Annotated in this window: 14 protein-coding genes and 1 riboswitch; of the genes, 4 read left to right on the top strand and 10 right to left on the bottom strand. The window is 62.2% G+C overall.

Annotation, left to right across the window (positions count from 1 at the left end; all coding sequences use genetic code 11):
- Window positions 1-151 precede the first annotated feature (151 nt).
- The 7 genes from MR935_RS07865 to pyrR form a co-directional block, all read right to left on the bottom strand.
- Window positions 152-1,312 (bottom strand): bifunctional histidine phosphatase family protein/GNAT family N-acetyltransferase, encoded by a 1,161-nt coding sequence (locus MR935_RS07865; RefSeq protein WP_290572519.1) that lies wholly within the window; start codon window positions 1,310-1,312, stop codon window positions 152-154.
- Window positions 1,309-2,223, bottom strand: coding sequence for a dihydroorotate dehydrogenase (locus MR935_RS07870; RefSeq protein ID WP_290572520.1), 915 nt, complete (start codon window positions 2,221-2,223; stop codon window positions 1,309-1,311). The genes MR935_RS07865 and MR935_RS07870 overlap by 4 nt, the downstream gene beginning before the upstream one ends.
- Window positions 2,223-2,990, bottom strand: a complete 768-nt coding sequence (locus tag MR935_RS07875) for a dihydroorotate dehydrogenase electron transfer subunit (protein ID WP_290572521.1) — start codon at window positions 2,988-2,990, stop codon at window positions 2,223-2,225. Before MR935_RS07875 ends, MR935_RS07870 begins: the two co-directional genes overlap by 1 nt.
- Window positions 2,991-3,002: 12 nt before the next feature.
- The gene (carB, locus tag MR935_RS07880) at window positions 3,003-6,188 is read right to left on the bottom strand and encodes a carbamoyl-phosphate synthase large subunit (protein WP_290572522.1); all 3,186 of its coding nucleotides are present in this window, start codon (window positions 6,186-6,188) and stop codon (window positions 3,003-3,005) included.
- Window positions 6,188-7,285, bottom strand: coding sequence for a carbamoyl phosphate synthase small subunit (locus MR935_RS07885; RefSeq protein ID WP_290572524.1), 1,098 nt, complete (start codon window positions 7,283-7,285; stop codon window positions 6,188-6,190). Before MR935_RS07885 ends, carB begins: the two co-directional genes overlap by 1 nt.
- A 252-nt stretch (window positions 7,286-7,537) precedes the next feature.
- Window positions 7,538-8,455 carry an orotidine-5'-phosphate decarboxylase gene (pyrF, locus tag MR935_RS07890; protein ID WP_290572526.1) on the bottom strand — a complete coding sequence of 306 codons (918 nt, stop codon included), beginning with the start codon at window positions 8,453-8,455 and terminating at the stop codon, window positions 7,538-7,540.
- Window positions 8,456-8,491: 36 nt separating this feature from the next.
- On the bottom strand, window positions 8,492-9,013 hold the full coding sequence (gene pyrR, locus MR935_RS07895) for a bifunctional pyr operon transcriptional regulator/uracil phosphoribosyltransferase PyrR (protein WP_290572528.1): 522 nt from the start codon (window positions 9,011-9,013) through the stop codon (window positions 8,492-8,494).
- Window positions 9,014-9,404: 391 nt separating this feature from the next.
- On the opposite strand from pyrR, the gene MR935_RS07900 reads away from it, so the two are divergent.
- The 4 genes from MR935_RS07900 to MR935_RS07915 all read left to right on the top strand — a co-directional run bounded on the left by MR935_RS07900 (window position 9,405) and on the right by MR935_RS07915 (window position 13,255).
- Window positions 9,405-9,587, top strand: coding sequence for a hypothetical protein (locus MR935_RS07900; protein ID WP_290572530.1), 183 nt, complete (start codon window positions 9,405-9,407; stop codon window positions 9,585-9,587).
- 198 nt (window positions 9,588-9,785) lie between these two features.
- Complete coding sequence (locus MR935_RS07905; protein ID WP_290572532.1) at window positions 9,786-11,696, top strand: NAD(+) synthase; 1,911 nt, start codon at window positions 9,786-9,788, stop codon at window positions 11,694-11,696.
- 13 nt (window positions 11,697-11,709) lie between these two features.
- Window positions 11,710-12,360, top strand: a complete 651-nt coding sequence (locus MR935_RS07910; RefSeq protein WP_290572533.1) for a VanZ family protein — start codon at window positions 11,710-11,712, stop codon at window positions 12,358-12,360.
- Between the two features lie 58 nt (window positions 12,361-12,418).
- Window positions 12,419-13,255 (top strand): prephenate dehydrogenase, encoded by an 837-nt coding sequence (locus MR935_RS07915; RefSeq protein WP_290572535.1) that lies wholly within the window; start codon window positions 12,419-12,421, stop codon window positions 13,253-13,255.
- A gap of 69 nt (window positions 13,256-13,324) precedes the next feature.
- On the opposite strand, the gene rplL is transcribed toward MR935_RS07915, so the two are convergent.
- From rplL to MR935_RS07930, 3 genes are all read right to left on the bottom strand, one after another.
- Window positions 13,325-13,696 carry a 50S ribosomal protein L7/L12 gene (rplL, locus tag MR935_RS07920; protein WP_290572537.1) on the bottom strand — a complete coding sequence of 124 codons (372 nt, stop codon included), beginning with the start codon at window positions 13,694-13,696 and terminating at the stop codon, window positions 13,325-13,327.
- A gap of 48 nt (window positions 13,697-13,744) precedes the next feature.
- Window positions 13,745-14,326 carry a 50S ribosomal protein L10 gene (rplJ, locus tag MR935_RS07925; RefSeq protein ID WP_290572539.1) on the bottom strand — a complete coding sequence of 194 codons (582 nt, stop codon included), beginning with the start codon at window positions 14,324-14,326 and terminating at the stop codon, window positions 13,745-13,747.
- Between the two features lie 313 nt (window positions 14,327-14,639).
- Window positions 14,640-15,995: an alanine/glycine:cation symporter family protein gene (locus tag MR935_RS07930; protein ID WP_290572541.1), complete on the bottom strand. Its 1,356-nt coding sequence runs from the start codon at window positions 15,993-15,995 to the stop codon at window positions 14,640-14,642.
- A gap of 162 nt (window positions 15,996-16,157) precedes the next feature.
- Window positions 16,158-16,261: riboswitch (glycine riboswitch) on the bottom strand.
- Between the last annotated feature and the right edge of the window lie 405 nt (window positions 16,262-16,666).

Genomic DNA, 16,666 nt, shown 5'->3' on the forward strand with positions numbered 1-16,666 from the left:
GAAAAGAAGATAGCGGCAAGCCGCAGATAAACAGAAAGCACACCCTTTTCCGGGTGTGCTTTTTTGCGAAAAGCTACGTTCGGTGAGGGAAAAACGGTGCGCCCGGCTTAGCAGGCACACCGTTTATGTGTATCGAAGGGACAGCGCATATTCAATCCGGCTGGATGCGCTTGAACATGCGCAAGTGGTTTCCGTTTGCGTCGCGGTATTCGCCGCGCGGTGTAAAGCCGAATTTCTGATAGAAGCCCCGGGCGCGGGCGTTGGCCTCGGCAACGTGCGCGCACAGCCATATTTTGCCCAGCTGGCGGTACACGCTGATTGCCTGTCCAATGATCTGGCCGCTCAGGCCGTGGCCGCGATAGGCTGCATCAATGCAGAAGCCGCCGACCAGACCGACCTCCGGCTCGTCCTCGTACCATGTTTTCAGGTAGACCAGCGCGACCTCCTCGCCGCTTTCCATGCAGCCAAAGCAGCAGGCGCGCGGGCTGACCGCCTGCGCGCGCACAACGTCGTGCAGCAGCGCGTCCGGGTCAAGGCCGGCGTCTGTGCCATAGGCGCTGCGGTGCAATTCGCGCATATAGGCGGTGATGCGCGCCGCATCTTCGGCGTTCTGCGGGTCGGCGCGGCGGAACCAAATTTGCGGCGTGGACGGCAAGCCCTTGCTGTTTTTCCAGCCAATGGACGCAAAGGTGGACAGCTCCTGCGGCAGATGAGAAGCGTCGTTCTCGTACACAACGGTCACACGGTCTGGTGTATCGAACGCAAGCTTAGCCACGCAGGTGTTGTCCCCCCAGCCGATCTCGCCCATCTGCTCGGGCGCATAGCCGTGCGCAAGAGTCAGCGCACCGCGGATGGCCGAGCCGTGCGTGACGACGGCGATGGTATGCCCCTCGTGCCGGCGCACCAGTGCGCGCACACCGTCCAGCATACGCGCGCCCGCGCCGACTACGCTTTCGCCATGGGGCGGGGTCGCGTCCCACGGGCGGCTGTGCCAGCGCGCATAGTCCTCCGGCCACAGGCGCGGTAGCTCGGCCCAGGGCAGATCCTCCCAGTCGCCCATGTCGATCTCGCGCAGTACCGGGCGGGTCTCGACCGGCAGGCCATGTGGCTGCGCGACGGCCTCGGCCGTCATGCGTGCGCGGAACAGGTCGGACGAATAGACCGCGTCCAGCGGCACGTCCGTAAACCGCTTAGCCAGATGGGGCAGCTGCGCGTAGCCCTGCGGGGTGAGCAGGCTGTCATATTGGCCGTGGCAGCGGCGGTAGACATTGCCCTCGGCTTCGGCGTGGCGGATCAGATAAACCGTTGTCATGCAAGCACCTCCACCGCGCCGGACAGCTCACGCACGCTCTTTACGCCGTGTGCGTCCATCCAGTCTGTCAGCTCGGCCAGCGCCTTGACCGGCGCGGTCGGGTCAGCGAACAGCGCCGTGCCGATGGCGACCGCGTCCGCGCCCGCAAGCAGCATCTCAACGATGTCATGCCCAGTGCGGATGCCGCCCATGCCGAGAATGGGCACATTGACCGCTTTGCGCACCTGATAGACCATGCGCACAGCCACAGGAAACACCGCCGGGCCGGACAGGCCACCCATCACGTTGGACAGGATGGGACGGCGCGTTTGAATGTCGATGCGCATACCGAGCAGCGTGTTGATGAGCGAGAGCGCGTCCGCGCCTGCGGAGACTGCCGCCCGCGCGATTTCAGCGATATCGGTCACGTTGGGGGAGAGCTTGACGATCAGCGGCTTTTTGGCTTTGGCCTTGGCCGCCGTAACGACCTCCTCGACCATGCCCGGCTGCGTGCCGAAGGCCATGCCGCCGCACTTGACGTTCGGGCAGGAGATATTCATCTCGATCAGGTCGACGTCGGCATCCGATATCTTTTCGACCATGCCCTCGTATTCCTCAACCGTGTTGCCTGACACATTGGCAATAATTTTGGTGTCGTGCTGCCGCAAAAACGGAATTTGCTCGGTGATGAAGCGGTCAATGCCGGGGTTTTGCAGGCCGACGCAGTTGAGAATACCGCTCGGCGTTTCGGCGATGCGGGGCGCGGGGTTGCCGAGACGCTCGGACGGAGTCAGTCCCTTGACGCCGATGCCGCCGAGCAGCGACAGGTCGAAAAATGCACCGTACTCATGGCCGAAGCCGAAGGTACCCGAGGCGGTCGTAATGGGGTTTTTCAGCGGAACACCGCAGAAATCGACGTGCAAATCTGCCATTACCACATAACCTCCTCTGCGTTGAATACCGGGCCGTCCTTGCAGACGTGGCCGTACCGCGTTTCTCCGTCCGCCGCCTTGAGCGCGCAGGCGCAGACAAGGCACGCGCCGATGCCGCAGCCCATGCGCTCCTCCATCGAAACGTAGCAGGGCAGACTGGCCTCTCCGGCGATGGCGGCGACCGCCCGGAGCATGGGGCGGGGGCCGCAGGCGGCAACACCGGTCGCATCCGCGGCAAGCTCGCGCAGCACATCGGTGACAAAGCCGCCGCGCGCATATGAGCCGTCGTCTGTGGTGACAAAGGTCGGGCAGACAGCGCGGAAATCTCCCTCCAAAATGACCGCCGCCTTTGAGCGGAAGCCGAGCACGGCGCGGGGCGACGCACCCGTGCCCGCCGCCCGCTGCGCGCAGGCCAGCATGGGCGGCACGCCGATGCCGCCGCCAATCAGCACGGGCTTGGCGCCCAGCGCGGCGATGTCAAACCCGTGCCCGAGCGGGCCGAGCACATCCAGCGCATCGCCCACGCGGCGGGTGCGCAGCCACTTTGTCCCCTCGCCTTTGACCTGATAGACAAGGCGCACCAGCCCCTCCTGCCAAGTGCAGATCGAGATCGGACGGCGCAGCAGATTGCCCGCGCCGCAGGCAATGTGTACGAACTGGCCGCACTGCGCGGCCGCCGCGATGCCCGGCGCTTCGAGCGTCATCGAATATAAGCCCTCACCCAACTGCGTGTGCTCGGCAACGCGGCAAATTTCCTGTATAGACATAACGACCCCCTTTTAGAGCCTGTTGATATTGACCATCTCGCAGTTTTCGATGCGCACATCGCCCTCTAAGCAGCGCAGCAGCGCGGAGGCTGTGTCCATGCTGGTCAGGCAGGGGATGGCGCGCTCGACCGCGGTGCGGCGGATGTGCACCGAGCCAAGCTCGGGATGGCGACCCTTGACCGAGGTGGCGATGACGTAGTCGATCTTGCCGGATTCGATCAGGTCGATGATGTTGGGCGAAGGCTCGTCCACATTGCGGATGGCGCTGGCTGCGACCATATGGCGGTTGAGCACGTTGGCCGTGCCGCTGGTGGCGTACACGTCAAAGCCAAGCGCTTCAAAGCGCTCGCCGATCTTGATGGCCTCCTGCTTATCGCTGTCCCGCACCGAGATCAGCACCGCGCCCCGGCGCTTCATCTGGAAACCCGCACCCACAAGCCCCTTGAGCAGCGCCTCGCGGAAGGAGGTCGACACGCCGAGCACCTCGCCGGTCGATTTCATCTCCGGCCCGAGCTGGGTGTCAAGGTCGCGCAGCTTCTGGAAGGAGAACACCGGCACCTTGACCGCGTAGTGGTCGCTTTCCGGGTGCAGGCCGGTGCCGCAGCCCATTTCAGCCAGCTTTTCACCGAACATGCAGCGGGTGGCCAGATCGACCATGGGCACGCCGGTGACCTTGGAGATATAGGGCACGGTGCGAGATGAGCGGGGATTGACCTCGATGACATAGACCTCATCGTTATACAGCACGAACTGGATGTTGACCAAGCCGAGCACGGCCAGATTTTTGGCCAGCGCCTCGGTGTAGCGCAGGATGGTTTCCTTGTGCTTCTGCTCGATGTTGATGGACGGGTAGATGGAGATCGAGTCACCCGAATGGATGCCCGCGCGCTCGAAATGCTCCATGATGCCGGGGATGAGGATATCACTGCCGTCGCAGATGGCGTCGACCTCGATCTCGCGTCCCATCATATACTTATCGACAAGCACGGGGTTTTCCACCTTGTTGCGGGTGATGACGCGCATGAACTCACGCACGTCCTCCTCCTTATAGGCGATCTCCATGCCCTGGCCGCCCAGCACATAGCTCGGGCGGACGAGCACCGGATAGCCAAGGTCGTCCGCCGCGCGCACGGCCTCCTCCTCGGTCATAACCGTGTGGCCGGCCGGACGCGGGATGCCGCACTTTTCCAGAATGACGTCAAATTTCTCGCGGTCCTCGGCCGCGTCGATGCTCCACGCGGGCGTGCCGAGGATCGGGATGCCCAGCTTTTCGATGTGCGCGGCAAGGTTGATGGCCGTCTGGCCGCCGAACTGCACGATGGCGTAGTCCGGCTTTTCAGCGTTCACCACGCCGGTCACGTCCTCGGGCGTGAGCGGCTCAAAGTACAGGCGGTCGGCGGTGTCAAAATCGGTCGAGACAGTCTCGGGGTTGTTGTTGATGATGACGGTCTCGCAGCCGAGCTTTTGCAGCGCCCATACCGCGTGCACCGAGCAATAGTCAAATTCGATGCCCTGCCCGATGCGGATCGGCCCGGAGCCGAGCACCAGCACCTTTTTCTTGCCGGTGGCGGGCTTTACCTCGGTCTGCTCGTCGTAGGTCGAGTAGTAGTACGGCGTTTCGGCCTCGAACTCAGCTGCGCAGGTGTCAACCATCTTGTAAACCGGCAGGCGCGCGACGGACGAGATATCCTTGCCTGAAAGCTCGGTGATGGTCTTGTCCAAAAAGCCCAGCTTTTTGGCGCGCAGGTACAGGGCATCGTCGATTTCGTCCGCCGCGGCGAGCGCCTGCTCCATGCGCACGATGTTTTGGAATTTGTGCAGGAAGAAGGTATCCACGGTCGTTACCTCGTGGATCTCCTCGATGGTCATGATGTCGCGGCGCAGCGCCTCGCAGATGTGGAACAGGCGCTGGTCGTCCGTGCGGGCGACGCCCTTGCGGATCTCGGCATCGGGCAGCTGCCGCAGGCGGGGCACGATCAGGCTGTCGAGCTTAATTTCGCAGCCGCGCACGGCCTTCATCAGCGCGGCCTCAAAGCTGCTGTCGATGGCCATGACCTCGCCGGTGGCCTTCATCTGGGTGCCGAGGGTGTTGTCCGCGTACACGAACTTGTCAAACGGCCAGCGGGGGAACTTGACCACGCAGTAGTCAATGGCCGGCTCGAAGCAGGCCTTGGTCTTTTGCGTGACGGCGTTTACGATCTCATCCAGACCATAGCCGACCGCGATCTTGGCCGTTACCTTGGCGATGGGATAGCCGGTCGCCTTGGAGGCCAGCGCAGACGAGCGCGACACGCGGGGATTGACCTCGATGACCGCGTATTCGAACGAATGCGGGTGCAGCGCGAACTGCACGTTACAGCCGCCCTCGATGCCAAGCTCGGTGATGATGTTGAGCGCCGCCGTGCGCAGCATCTGGTATTCCTTGTCGCACAGGGTCTGCGACGGGGCGACGACGACCGAGTCGCCCGTGTGTACGCCTACGGGATCGACGTTTTCCATGTTGCAGATCGTGATGGCGTTGCCCTTGTGGTCGCGCATGACCTCGTACTCGATCTCTTTCCAGCCGGTGATGCACTTTTCGACCAGAATTTCGTCCACGCGGGAGTGCATGATGCCGCTCGCGGCGATCTCGCGCAGCTGCTCCCAGGTATAGGCGATGCCGCCGCCCGTGCCGCCAAGCGTGTACGCCGGACGGATGATGACCGGCAGGCCGATCTCACGGGTGAACTCGACCGCGTCCTCGACCGAGTGAACGACCTTGGAGGCAATACACGGCTCACCGATCTTTTCCATCGTGTCCTTGAACAACTGGCGGTCCTCGGCCTTGGCGATGGTATCCGGCTTTGCGCCGAGCAGCTTTACGCCCCACTTGTCCAAAAAGCCGTTTTCGCACAGCTCCATGGCGAGGTTCAGGCCGGTTTGGCCGCCAAGGTTGGGCAGCAGGCTGTCCGGACGCTCCTTGCGGATGATCTCCTGCACGGCCTCGACGGTCAGCGGCTCGATATACACCTTGTCGGCCATGGCCTTGTCGGTCATGATGGTGGCCGGGTTGGAGTTGACCAGCACGACCTCCAGCCCCTCCTCGCGCAGTGCGCGGCAGGCCTGCGTGCCCGCGTAGTCAAACTCGGCCGCCTGTCCGATGACGATAGGGCCCGAGCCGAGCACCATGACCTTTTTGATATCCTTGCGCAGCGGCATTACTGAGCGCCCCCTTTCGTCTTGTCGATGTTTTCGAGGAATTTGTCAAACAGGTAGGAGGTGTCCATCGGACCAGGGCAGACCTCCGGGTGGTACTGCACGGTGAACACCGGCTTGCCGACGTGCTCAACGCCCTCGACCGTGCCGTCGTTCAGGTTGATATAGCGCACGCGGGCAAGCGCCGGGTCGACCGTTTCGCCCACGACGGCGTAGCCGTGGTTCTGGCTGGTGATATAGGTGCGGTCGGTGTCCAGATCCTTGACCGGGTGGTTGACGCCGCGGTGGCCGTACTTGAGCTTTTCGGTCTTGGCGCCGATGGCGAGCGAGAGCAGCTGATGGCCGAGGCAGATGCCGAAGATCGGTATGCCGGTTTCGAGCAGGCGGCGCAGCAGCGCGATGGCCTCGACGTTTTCCGCCGGGTCGCCCGGGCCGTTGGACAGCATGACGCCGTCGTACTTGCCGGCAATGTCCTCGACCGGGGTCAGCGCCGGGACGACCGTGACCTCGCAGCCGCGCTTGCACAGCTCGCGCTCGATGTTGTACTTGACGCCGTAGTCATACAGCGCGATGCGGTAGCGCGGCGCGCCACTGTCGGGCGGATAAACGATGTTTTCCGCGCAGGTGACGGTCTTGACCGCGTCCTTTACCGTATAGGCGCGCATGGCTTCAATGGTTTGCGCGTCGGGCGCGAAGCCCTCGGTGTAGATCACGCCGTTCATCACGCCCTCGCCCCGCAGCTTGCGGGTGAGCGCGCGGGTGTCGATCCCGGCAAGACCAACGACCTTCTGGCTTTTGAGGTAATCATCCAGCGTGTGCTTGCAGCGCCAGTTGGAGGGGTGCTCACACAGCTCGCGCATGATAAAGCCCGAGACCCAGCTTTTGTGGGATTCATAATCGTCAAAATTGATGCCGTAGTTGCCAATGAGCGGATAGGTCATGGTGACGGTCTGACCGAAGTAGGACGGATCGGTCAGTACCTCCTGATAGCCGGCCATGCCGGTGTTGAATACGACCTCGCCGATGCTCTGGCCCTCATAGCCGACGGACACGCCCTCAAACAGCGTGCCGTCTGCCAGCAGCAGATACGCTTTTTTCATATTCGTTCCTTCCACTTTGTTATCTCCACGCTCCTTTGTACTTCGAGTTGGAATCACGCTTCCAATCGAGGGGACGCACCACGCCTGCGGCACGGATGCGCCCTGAACTGCGCAAAGCTCCGATAAACGAAGCTTCGCTCCGTACTTGTATAAAAACCGTGATAGGTGCTCCCGGTTTTTGGGTTTTACGCAAAGCGCAGAACCTGCCGGATGCGCGCCTGCCGGCGCGGCGTACTCCCCCTATACTATCGCTTACCGGATGGCCGCAACGATCTCATCCCGCATACGGATGGCCTCGGCACGGGCAGCCTGCTTGTAGTCGCGTCCGTCGCCGCCGGTCTTTTTCCACGCGCACATGATGGCGCGCGAGGAGTTGACGATCGCGCCCAGTCCGTCGTCGTTAAAGGCGTTTGCGATGTCCTTGGCAGTCGCGCCCTGCGCGCCGTAGCCGGGCACAAGGAAGTAGGACTTGGGCAGCAGCGCGCGCACGATCCGCTGCTCCTCCGGCCAAGTCGCGCCGACGACCGCGCCGATCTGGTTGTAGCCGCAGGGGGTGTCCAGCCCCGCGCCCCACTGGGCGACCATTTCGGCCATGCGGGCATAGAGCGGCTTGCCCTCCATATCGCGGTTTTGCAGCTCGCCCGAGGAGGGGTTGGAGGTCTTGACCAGCACGAACAGGCTCTTGTCCCGTCCGCGGCACTCCTTGAGGAACGGCTCGATGCCGTCCGTGCCGAGGTAGCCGTTGACCGTCACCGAATCGCAGCCGTAGGGCGCGATCTCGGTATCGCCCACGCGGGTCTTGCCGAGGTAGGCCTCGGCGTAGGCCGTGGCGGTCGCGCCGATATCGTTGCGCTTGATATCGCCGATGACGTACATGCCCTTGGCGTGCGCGTAGTCGATGGTCTCCTTGAGCGCCATCGCGCCATACGAGCCGAGCAGCTCATAATACGCGGCCTGCGGCTTGACGGCCGGCACGATATCGCACAGCGCGTCGATCAGGCCGCAGTTGAAGGCGACCACGCTTTCGGCCGCCGCGCGCAGCGTTTCACCGTGCAGCATCATGTTGCGGCCGGAGATATGCGCCGGGATGTACTCCAGCCGGGCGTCCAGCCCGACGACGGTCGGGTTGCCCTTTTCCTTGATCTTGTCTACCAATGTTTGAATCGACATATGCGCACTCCTTTTTGTATTGATACGGCGGTTGATTTATAAAATAACAACGTTGTCCAGGCCATCTACCTCGGTCAGGCGCACGGAAACGCGCTCGTCGCGCGCGGTCGGCAAATTTTTGCCGATGTAGTCCGGACGGATGGGAAGCTCGCGGTGGCCGCGGTCGATCAGCACGGCGAGCTGGATGCGCCCGGCGCGGCCAAGCTGGCTGACGGCCTCGATCGCCGCGCGTACCGTGCGCCCGGTGTAAAGCACATCGTCCACCAGAATGACGGTCGCGCCTTCAACGCGCGCGTCCCGCTGGCAGGGCGGCACGCCCGTGCGGGGCTTGTCGTCCCGCCAAGGGGTCACATCCAGCTCGAGCACGTCGGGCGCGCTGCCCTCGACCTCGCCGAGCTTTTGCGCGATGCGACGCGCCAGATACACCCCGCGCGTGCGTATCCCGGCCAGCAGCACATGCTCCGCGCCCTGATTTTTTTCAACGATCTCAAACGCGATGCGGGTCAGCGCGCGGCGCACGCCGTCCGCGTCCATGATGACGGCCTTTTGTCCGGCCATCGATCCACCTCCCTGTCAAAAAATGAAAAAACGGCTCTCCGCACGATAGCAGAAAAGCCGTACAATGAAACACACCGATCCCATCCGGGCGAGACCCGGCAGGCGGCGTATGCACTGTTTTCTGCCTTAGCCGGCTCGCTGGCCGCGCCTTAAAGGCGGATTGTTGGGTAGGATTGCTTTGCGGCCGTTTTCGGCAGGTCTGCAATCGCTTTGCAGCTATTATATCGTATGTGCGCGGCTTTGTAAACAGGCTGGATGATAAAAGAAGCCGCATTTTTTGGGGAAAAATTTGTCGCGCGCACTCGTGCAGATTTTTGTGCGGCGCGGGGCATGATAAAAACGCGGCACCAAACAGCAGTTGAGATTATTTTTTGAAAGGCGGCGGAATCTTATGCGTATCACTCCCTTTGTATCCGGTATTGCGACCGGCGCGGTCGCGGGCGCGGTCGTCTCGATGGTGGCGGCGGGCGCGATGCTCAATCCTACCGTGCGCAGAAGCGCGCAGCACATGGCGGGCAAGGCCGAGCGCACCATGCACAAGGCGGCGGACAGCGTCGGGCATTTTGTCGGCTGAGCCGGACGCGGCGGCACGGTTTTGTCGAAAAACTGCGGTTTTTCGACAGCCTGAGGAAGGGGCTTTTGCCCCTTCCTCTATTTATGTGCGGGCGCGGCAGGGGAAAATCCCGAAAACCCCGCGCTTTTTCTTGCGCGGCGGCGTAAAAAGGGGTATACTGACTCTATCTGGAATTGTTTTGATAAGGAGCCATCACGGATGAAAGACGGATTTATCAAGGTCGCTGCGGCAACGCCGCCGCTGCGCGTGGCCGACTGCGCCTATAACGCTGCCGAGATCGTCCGGCAGGCGCGCGAAGCGGCCGAGACCGGCGCGCAGCTGATCGTGTTCCCCGAGCTGTGCCTGACCGGCTACACCTGCGGCGACCTGTTTTTGCAGCAGACGCTGTTGGACGGCACGTGCGCCGCGCTGGATACTGTGCGCGAACAGACAGCGGCGCTGAACGCGGCTGTGGTGGTCGGCCTGCCGCTGGCGCGGCGCGGCAAGCTGTATAACTGCGCGGCCGTGCTGTCGGGCGGCCGCATCGCGGGCGTTGTACCCAAGCAGCATATCCCCAATTACGGCGAATTTTATGAGCAGCGCTACTTTGCCTCGGGCGCGGAGGTGGAGAACGAGCCGATCGAGTTGTGTGGGCAGACGGTCCTGTTCGGCGGGCGGCAGGTGTTCCAAAGCCCGGCTATGCCGGCGCTCACCCTCGGGGTGGAGATTTGCGAGGACCTCTGGGCGCCCGAGCCGCCGTCCGCCGCGTTGGCACGGGCAGGCGCGAACGTCATCGTCAACCTCTCGGCCTCGGACGAGCTGATCGGCAAGGCGGCTTACCGGCGCGAGCTGGTCAAAAGCCATGCCGCACGGCTGCTGTGCGCCTATGTGTATGCCGATGCGGGCTTTGGCGAATCGACGCAGGACTTGGTGTTCGCCGGGCATGACCTTATCGCAGAAAACGGCACGCTGCTTGCCGAGAGCCGCCGCTTTACGAGCGGTGTATGCTATGCTGATATCGACCTTGGCCGCCTGCTGCACGAGCGCCGCCGCGTGAGTACCTTTGCCGCGGCGGACGCGCTTCACACCGGCGCGCTGCATCTCGCCCCGGCGGTGTGCGACCTGCGGCACCGCGCGTTTCCGCGTATGCCCTTTGTGCCGGGAGACAAGGCGCGGCTGGACGAGCGCTGCGAGGAGATTTTGACCCTGCAAGCCACCGGCCTTGCCACCCGCCTGCGGCACACCCATGCGAAGACCGCCGTGGTCGGCCTGTCGGGCGGGCTGGATTCGACGCTTGCGCTGATCGTGCTGGCGCGCGCCTTTGACCTGCTGGCGCTCGATCGCAAGGGCATCCTCGCGGTCACCATGCCGTGCTTCGGCACGACCGCGCGCACCAAGGGCAATGCCGAAAAGCTGGCCGAGGCCTATGGCGTGACGCTGCAAACGGTCGATATCAAGGCCGCGGTAGAGCAGCATTTTGCCGATATCGGCCAGCCGCAGAACGAGCATTCCGTGACCTATGAAAACGCGCAGGCGCGCATGCGCACACTGGTGCTGATGGATCTGGCCAACAAGCAGGGCGGTATGGTGGTCGGCACGGGCGACCTGTCTGAGCTGGCGCTTGGCTGGGCGACCTACAACGGCGACCATATGTCGATGTACGGCGTCAACGCCTCTGTCCCCAAAACGCTGGTGCGTTATCTGACGGCCTACGAGGCCGCGCGCGTGAGCGACCCGGTGCTGTCCGGCGTGCTGCGGGACGTGCTCGACACCCCGGTCTCGCCCGAGCTGCTGCCGCCGAAGGACGGCGAGATCAGCCAAAGGACCGAGGATCTGGTCGGCCCGTATGAGCTGCACGACTTTTTCCTGTACTATATGCTGCGCTTTGGCTATCCGCCACGTAAGCTGTTCCGCGCCGCAAGGCAGGCGTTTGCCGGGGCGTATGACGACGCGACCATCAAAAAATGGCTGACGACCTTTATCCGCCGCTTTTTCGCGCAGCAGTTCAAGCGCTCCTGCCTGCCGGACGGCCCCAAGGTCGGCACGGTGGCGCTGTCGCCGCGCGGGGACTGGCGTATGCCCTCGGATGCCTGCGCCGCGCTCTGGCTGGCCGAGGCCGACGCACTGTAAAGGAGCTTTGTGTTTGAAAACCCTCATCCGCATGGCGGCGGCGGTGCTGACCGCCGCGGCGCTTTGCCTGAACCTGTATATCGAACTGGCGCCGCAGTACACGGTACATCCGGGGATAAAGCTCGGGTTTGCCGCGGTGATTGCGGCGCTGCTGTGGCTGGCGTTTTTTTTCGGCGTGCCCAAGGGGGCGCGTGCGGCGCGCCGGCGCGACTATGTGATGCTGCTGTTTTGGTACTACTTATGGGTGCTGGCTAACGTGCTGTTTTTTGACAATGCATTCGGCCGGGGCTTTACCGGGCGTGTCACGCTCGAGGCGGTCAATTTGGAGCCGCTGCGCACCATCCGCAACTATCTGCTGGCCTATGGCTACGGCAATATTTCTCTGTATCTGGTCGTACTCAATCTGGCGGGCAATCTGGCCGCCTTTGCGCCGATGGGATTTTTCCTGCCCGCGCTGTTCCGCTGGCAGCGCAGCGTCTTTTTCTTCGCTGCAACGCTCACGCTGGGCATTACGGCGGTCGAGGTCGCGCAGGTCTACTCGGGCGTAGGCTCGTGCGATGTGGATGACCTGATCCTCAATTTGGCGGGCGCGCTGATCGTATTCGCCGTCTGCCGCGTCACGCCGCTGTGGCGGCGGGTGTGCGCCATCACCAAGCGGGAGTAGGAAAGGTGCGCGGCGCGATGAGCGCCGGGTACTGTAACGGAACGAGAGGAGAAAGCATATGTTCAAAACCGTACTGATCGCCGGTCTCGGCCTGATGGGCGGCTCGATGGCGCAGGCCATAAAGGCGCGCACCGACTGCCGTGTGCTCGGCTGGAACCGCACGCGCGAGACGGCGGAAAAAGCCAAGGCGGACGGCGCGATCGACGCTGTCGCCACCGAAGCGCTGCTGCCCGAAGCCGATCTGGTCATCATCGGCCTGTATCCGCAGGCCACGGTCGATTGGCTGCTGGAGGCTATGCCCCGGCTGAAAAAAGGCTGTGTGGTCATCGATATGGTGGGTGTCAAGCAGTTTCTGCTCGACCGGCTGGAGCAGGCCGCACTGGACGCAGGTGTGCGCTATGTCGGCGGGCACCCGATGGCGGGACGCGAATTCTCAGGCTTCGATTACGCGCAGCCGACGCTGTTTGACGGCGCGAGCATGATCCTCGTGCCCAACCGGTCGAGCGACGAAGCCGCGGTGCAGGCGCTTGAGCGGTTTTTCATGGCGCTCGGCTTTGGGCAGACTGTGCGCTGCACGGCCGGGCAGCACGACCGCATGATCGCCTTCACCTCGCAGCTGGCGCATGTGGTGTCCTCAGCGTACATCAAAAGCCCGGAGGCCGATCAGCATAACGGCTACTCCGCCGGCTCCTACCGCGACCTGACGCGCGTGGCCAAGCTCAACGAGGAGATGTGGAGCGAGCTGTTTCTGTGCAACGCCGGGCCGCTGGTAGACGAGATTGACGAGATTATCCGCCATCTGGAGGAGTACCGCTGCGTCATCCGCGCAGGCGACCGGGCGGCGCTGACCGCGCTGCTGCGCGATGGCCGCGAGCGCAAGGAGCGGCTGGGCTGAGCGAAACAGAAAAAGGGCGTACCTTGTGGTACGCCCTTTTATTTGCTTGTTTATCCCGTCGATAAAGCCTTACTTGACTTCGACGGTAGCACCGGCGGCCTCGAGCTTCTCCTTGATCTCGTTGGCCTCGGCCTCGGACACACCTTCCTTGATGGTGGCCGGTGCGCCGTCAACCTTCTCCTTGGCTTCCTTCAGGCCAAGGCCGGTCAGCTCGCGGACGACCTTGATAACATTGATCTTGGACGCGCCAGCAGAAGCCAGTACAACGTCAAACTCGGTCTTAGCGGCCTCGGCAGAGCCGGCATCGCCGCCGGCGGCAGCGCCAGCAACGGCTACAGGCGTAGCAGATACGCCAAATTCCTCTTCCAGAGCCTTTACCAGCTCAGAGAGCTCCATAACCTTGAGCTCTTTTACAGCTTCCATAATCTCAGCAACAGTCATGGGATGAAACCTCCATTATAATTTATTTTTCGTATCGGTGTTTTTAGATTACTCCGCGGCGGGTGCTTCGGCTGCGGCCTCGTCGGCAGGTGCCTTGGCGGCAACCAGCTCGGCGACCTTCATTTCCTCATTGCCCTCGGCCTTCTTAACGATAGCGTCGCAAGCAATGGCAAGCTGCATGATGGGGAAATTGAAGCTGTACAGCACCTGCGCAACGAGAACCTCCTTGCTCGGCATGTTGGCCAGCTTGGTGACCTCGTCCGCGCCAATCACGCGGCCTTCGAGATAACCGGCCTTGAGCGTGAAGTTCTCATGCTTCTTGGCGAAATCGCCAAGGATCTTGGCGGGCGCTACCACGTCGTCGGTCGTCGAGATTGCCAGCGCGGTCGTGCCGTTCAGGTGCTCGTCAAACCCGTCAAAGCCCAGCTCCTTGGCGGCAAAACGAATCATCGTATTCTTGATGACCGCGTACTCAACGCCGGCTTCACGAAGCTGACGGCGCAGCTTGGTATCATCCTCTACGTTGATGCCCTTATAGTCGACCAGCACGCCCGCGGGGGAGTTCTTGATCTTCTCCACAAGGGACGCGACCAGTGCCTTCTTTTCCTCCAGAACCTTTGCATTCGGCATCTTTTTCACCTCCTATAAAAATAAAGTACCCGTCCCAGTGCAAAGACACAGGAGGGTACACAGAAAACGACATAGGTTTTTCGTGTTGACCTCGGCGGGCGGCAAAATGCCTTTCAAGCCATGCGGCTGCCAGCTGTCTTTGACCAAGCCTCTTTATTATACCGGTCAACGCGGCGCTTGTCAAGAGGGGAAAACGGATTTTTTTGCTTGCCATTGCCGGAAAACCGCTGTTTTTCGGCAATGGCAAGCGCTCCGCGCGGGGCGGAGCGCTTGCGGGATACGGCGGTGTGCGCTGCTGCCGGTAAGACAGGGCTTATTGATCCGCGCCTTTGGCCAGCTTTGCGACCAGACCGGACAGCGCCAGTAGGCCGATCAGGTTGGGCAGCACCATCAGGCCGTTGAACATGTCGGACAGGTTCCAGACAAGGTCGACCTTGAGCGTTGAGCCGACGACGATGAACGCCACGACGATCAGTGCGTATATCTTGGTGGCCTTTTTGCCAAACAGCGCCTTGACGTTCTGCTCGCCGAAGAAATACCAGCCGATGATGGTCGAAAACGCGAAGAACAGCATACAAACCGCTACAAACACGTTGCCGAATGAGCCGAATGCCGCGTTGAAGGCGGCCTGCGCCAGCGCGGTGCCCGTCAGCGCGCCGGTGACAGGCTCGAGCATGCCCGAGGACAGGATGACCAGCGCGGTCAGCGTCAGCACGATAAAGGTGTCGATAAACACGCCCATCATGGCGATGACGCCCTGATCCTGCGGCCGGTCGACCTTGGCCAGTGCGTGCGCGTGCGGGGTCGAGCCCATGCCGGCCTCGTTGGAGAACAGGCCGCGCGCCACACCATAGCGCATGGCCTCCTTCACGCCAAGGCCGAGCGCGCCGCCGAACACAGCCTGCGGGTTAAACGCGCAGACAAAGATGGAGCGGATGGCCTGCGGCAGCGCCGCGCTGTTGATGCACAGGATGATGACACAGCCGAGCATATAGAACAGCGCCATGATCGGCACGACCTTTTCGGTAAAGGAGGCGATGCGCTGCACGCCGCCGAGAAAGATGAACGCCGCAATGACCGCGCACACGATGCCGACCGCGAACTTGGGCACACCGAAAGCCGTGTGGAAGGCGTCGCCGATCGAGTTGGACTGCACCATATTGCCCATAAAGCCAAGCGCCAGTATGATGGCGACCGAGAAAAAGCCCGCGAGGAACTTGCCGAAGCCGCCCTTGAACGCAGCCTTAATGTAATAGATCGGGCCGCCGGTGGTGTGGCCGTCCGCGTCCGTGGTTTTAAACTTCTGCGCCAGCACAGCCTCGGCGTAGATCGTGCTCATGCCGAAAAAGGCCGACAGCCACATCCAGAAGATCGCGCCCGGGCCACCGGAGTACAGCGCGGTCGCGCAGCCGGTGATGTTGCCCGTGCCCACCTGTGCGGCGATCGCGGTGGTCAGTGCCTGAAAGGAGCTCATGCCTTCCTTGCCCGCCTTGTCGCCGCGCAGCGAAAAGTTGCCGAACAGGCGTCGGCCGCCCTCGCCGAACTTGCGCACCTGAATGAAGCCCAGACGAACGGTGAAGAAGATACCCGTCGCCACCAGCAGGAACAGCAGTGCATAGTCCCACAGCACGGTGTTGACCGCACCCACGATCGTTTCGATGATTTGCATTTTTCCCATACTCCTTTTCTTGTACGGCAAACAAAAAGAGCCAAACCAAGCGTGTGCTGCTCAGCTGGCCCTGTGGGGGAGAAAGGCGCGGCGCGCCCGCGCGGGCAAAGCCGCGTGCGGACGGAACACCGGCGGCGCGCCGCCGGTATGCGTTGCCAAATACCCCAAAACCCTGTCCTTTTGCCTGAGAGATTCGCGCGGATTTTGTATGCCGCGCGTTGCACCTTCGGCATCCCCGCTGGGGGGACTTCTCCAGAGCCGCATCCACCTACAGTCTTCATTCCCCAGGGGGAACGCCTGAGAGTTTTGCTCCTTCGGCAAGCCGGAAACGGCTTTTTCCTGCAGATTTCGTTTGTCGCGTTATAATGATGTAGTCAACAATATAGCACCTGTGCCGCGCGATGTCAAGCGTTTATTCAATTTTACCGGCGCGGCTTTTACCGCGCGTTCATGTAAGGCTTGACAGATTGTGCTATAATATATAGGCCACGCCGCACAATTGCGTCTTCGGCGCCTTGCGGCAGTCCTGCGCCCTGATTTTATTGCAATTGCTTGCACTACATCAAGTATTGCTGTGTCACTGCGCCTTGTCAGCACGCAGAACCTGCTCGCAGGCCGCTCTTGCCGAATGATGCGGTGTTGCCTATAAGAAGCTGCGGCGGCCATGCCGC

The sequence above is a fragment of the Agathobaculum sp. genome (assembly GCF_022775115.1).
Taxonomy (GTDB): Bacteria; Bacillota; Clostridia; order Oscillospirales; family Butyricicoccaceae; genus Agathobaculum.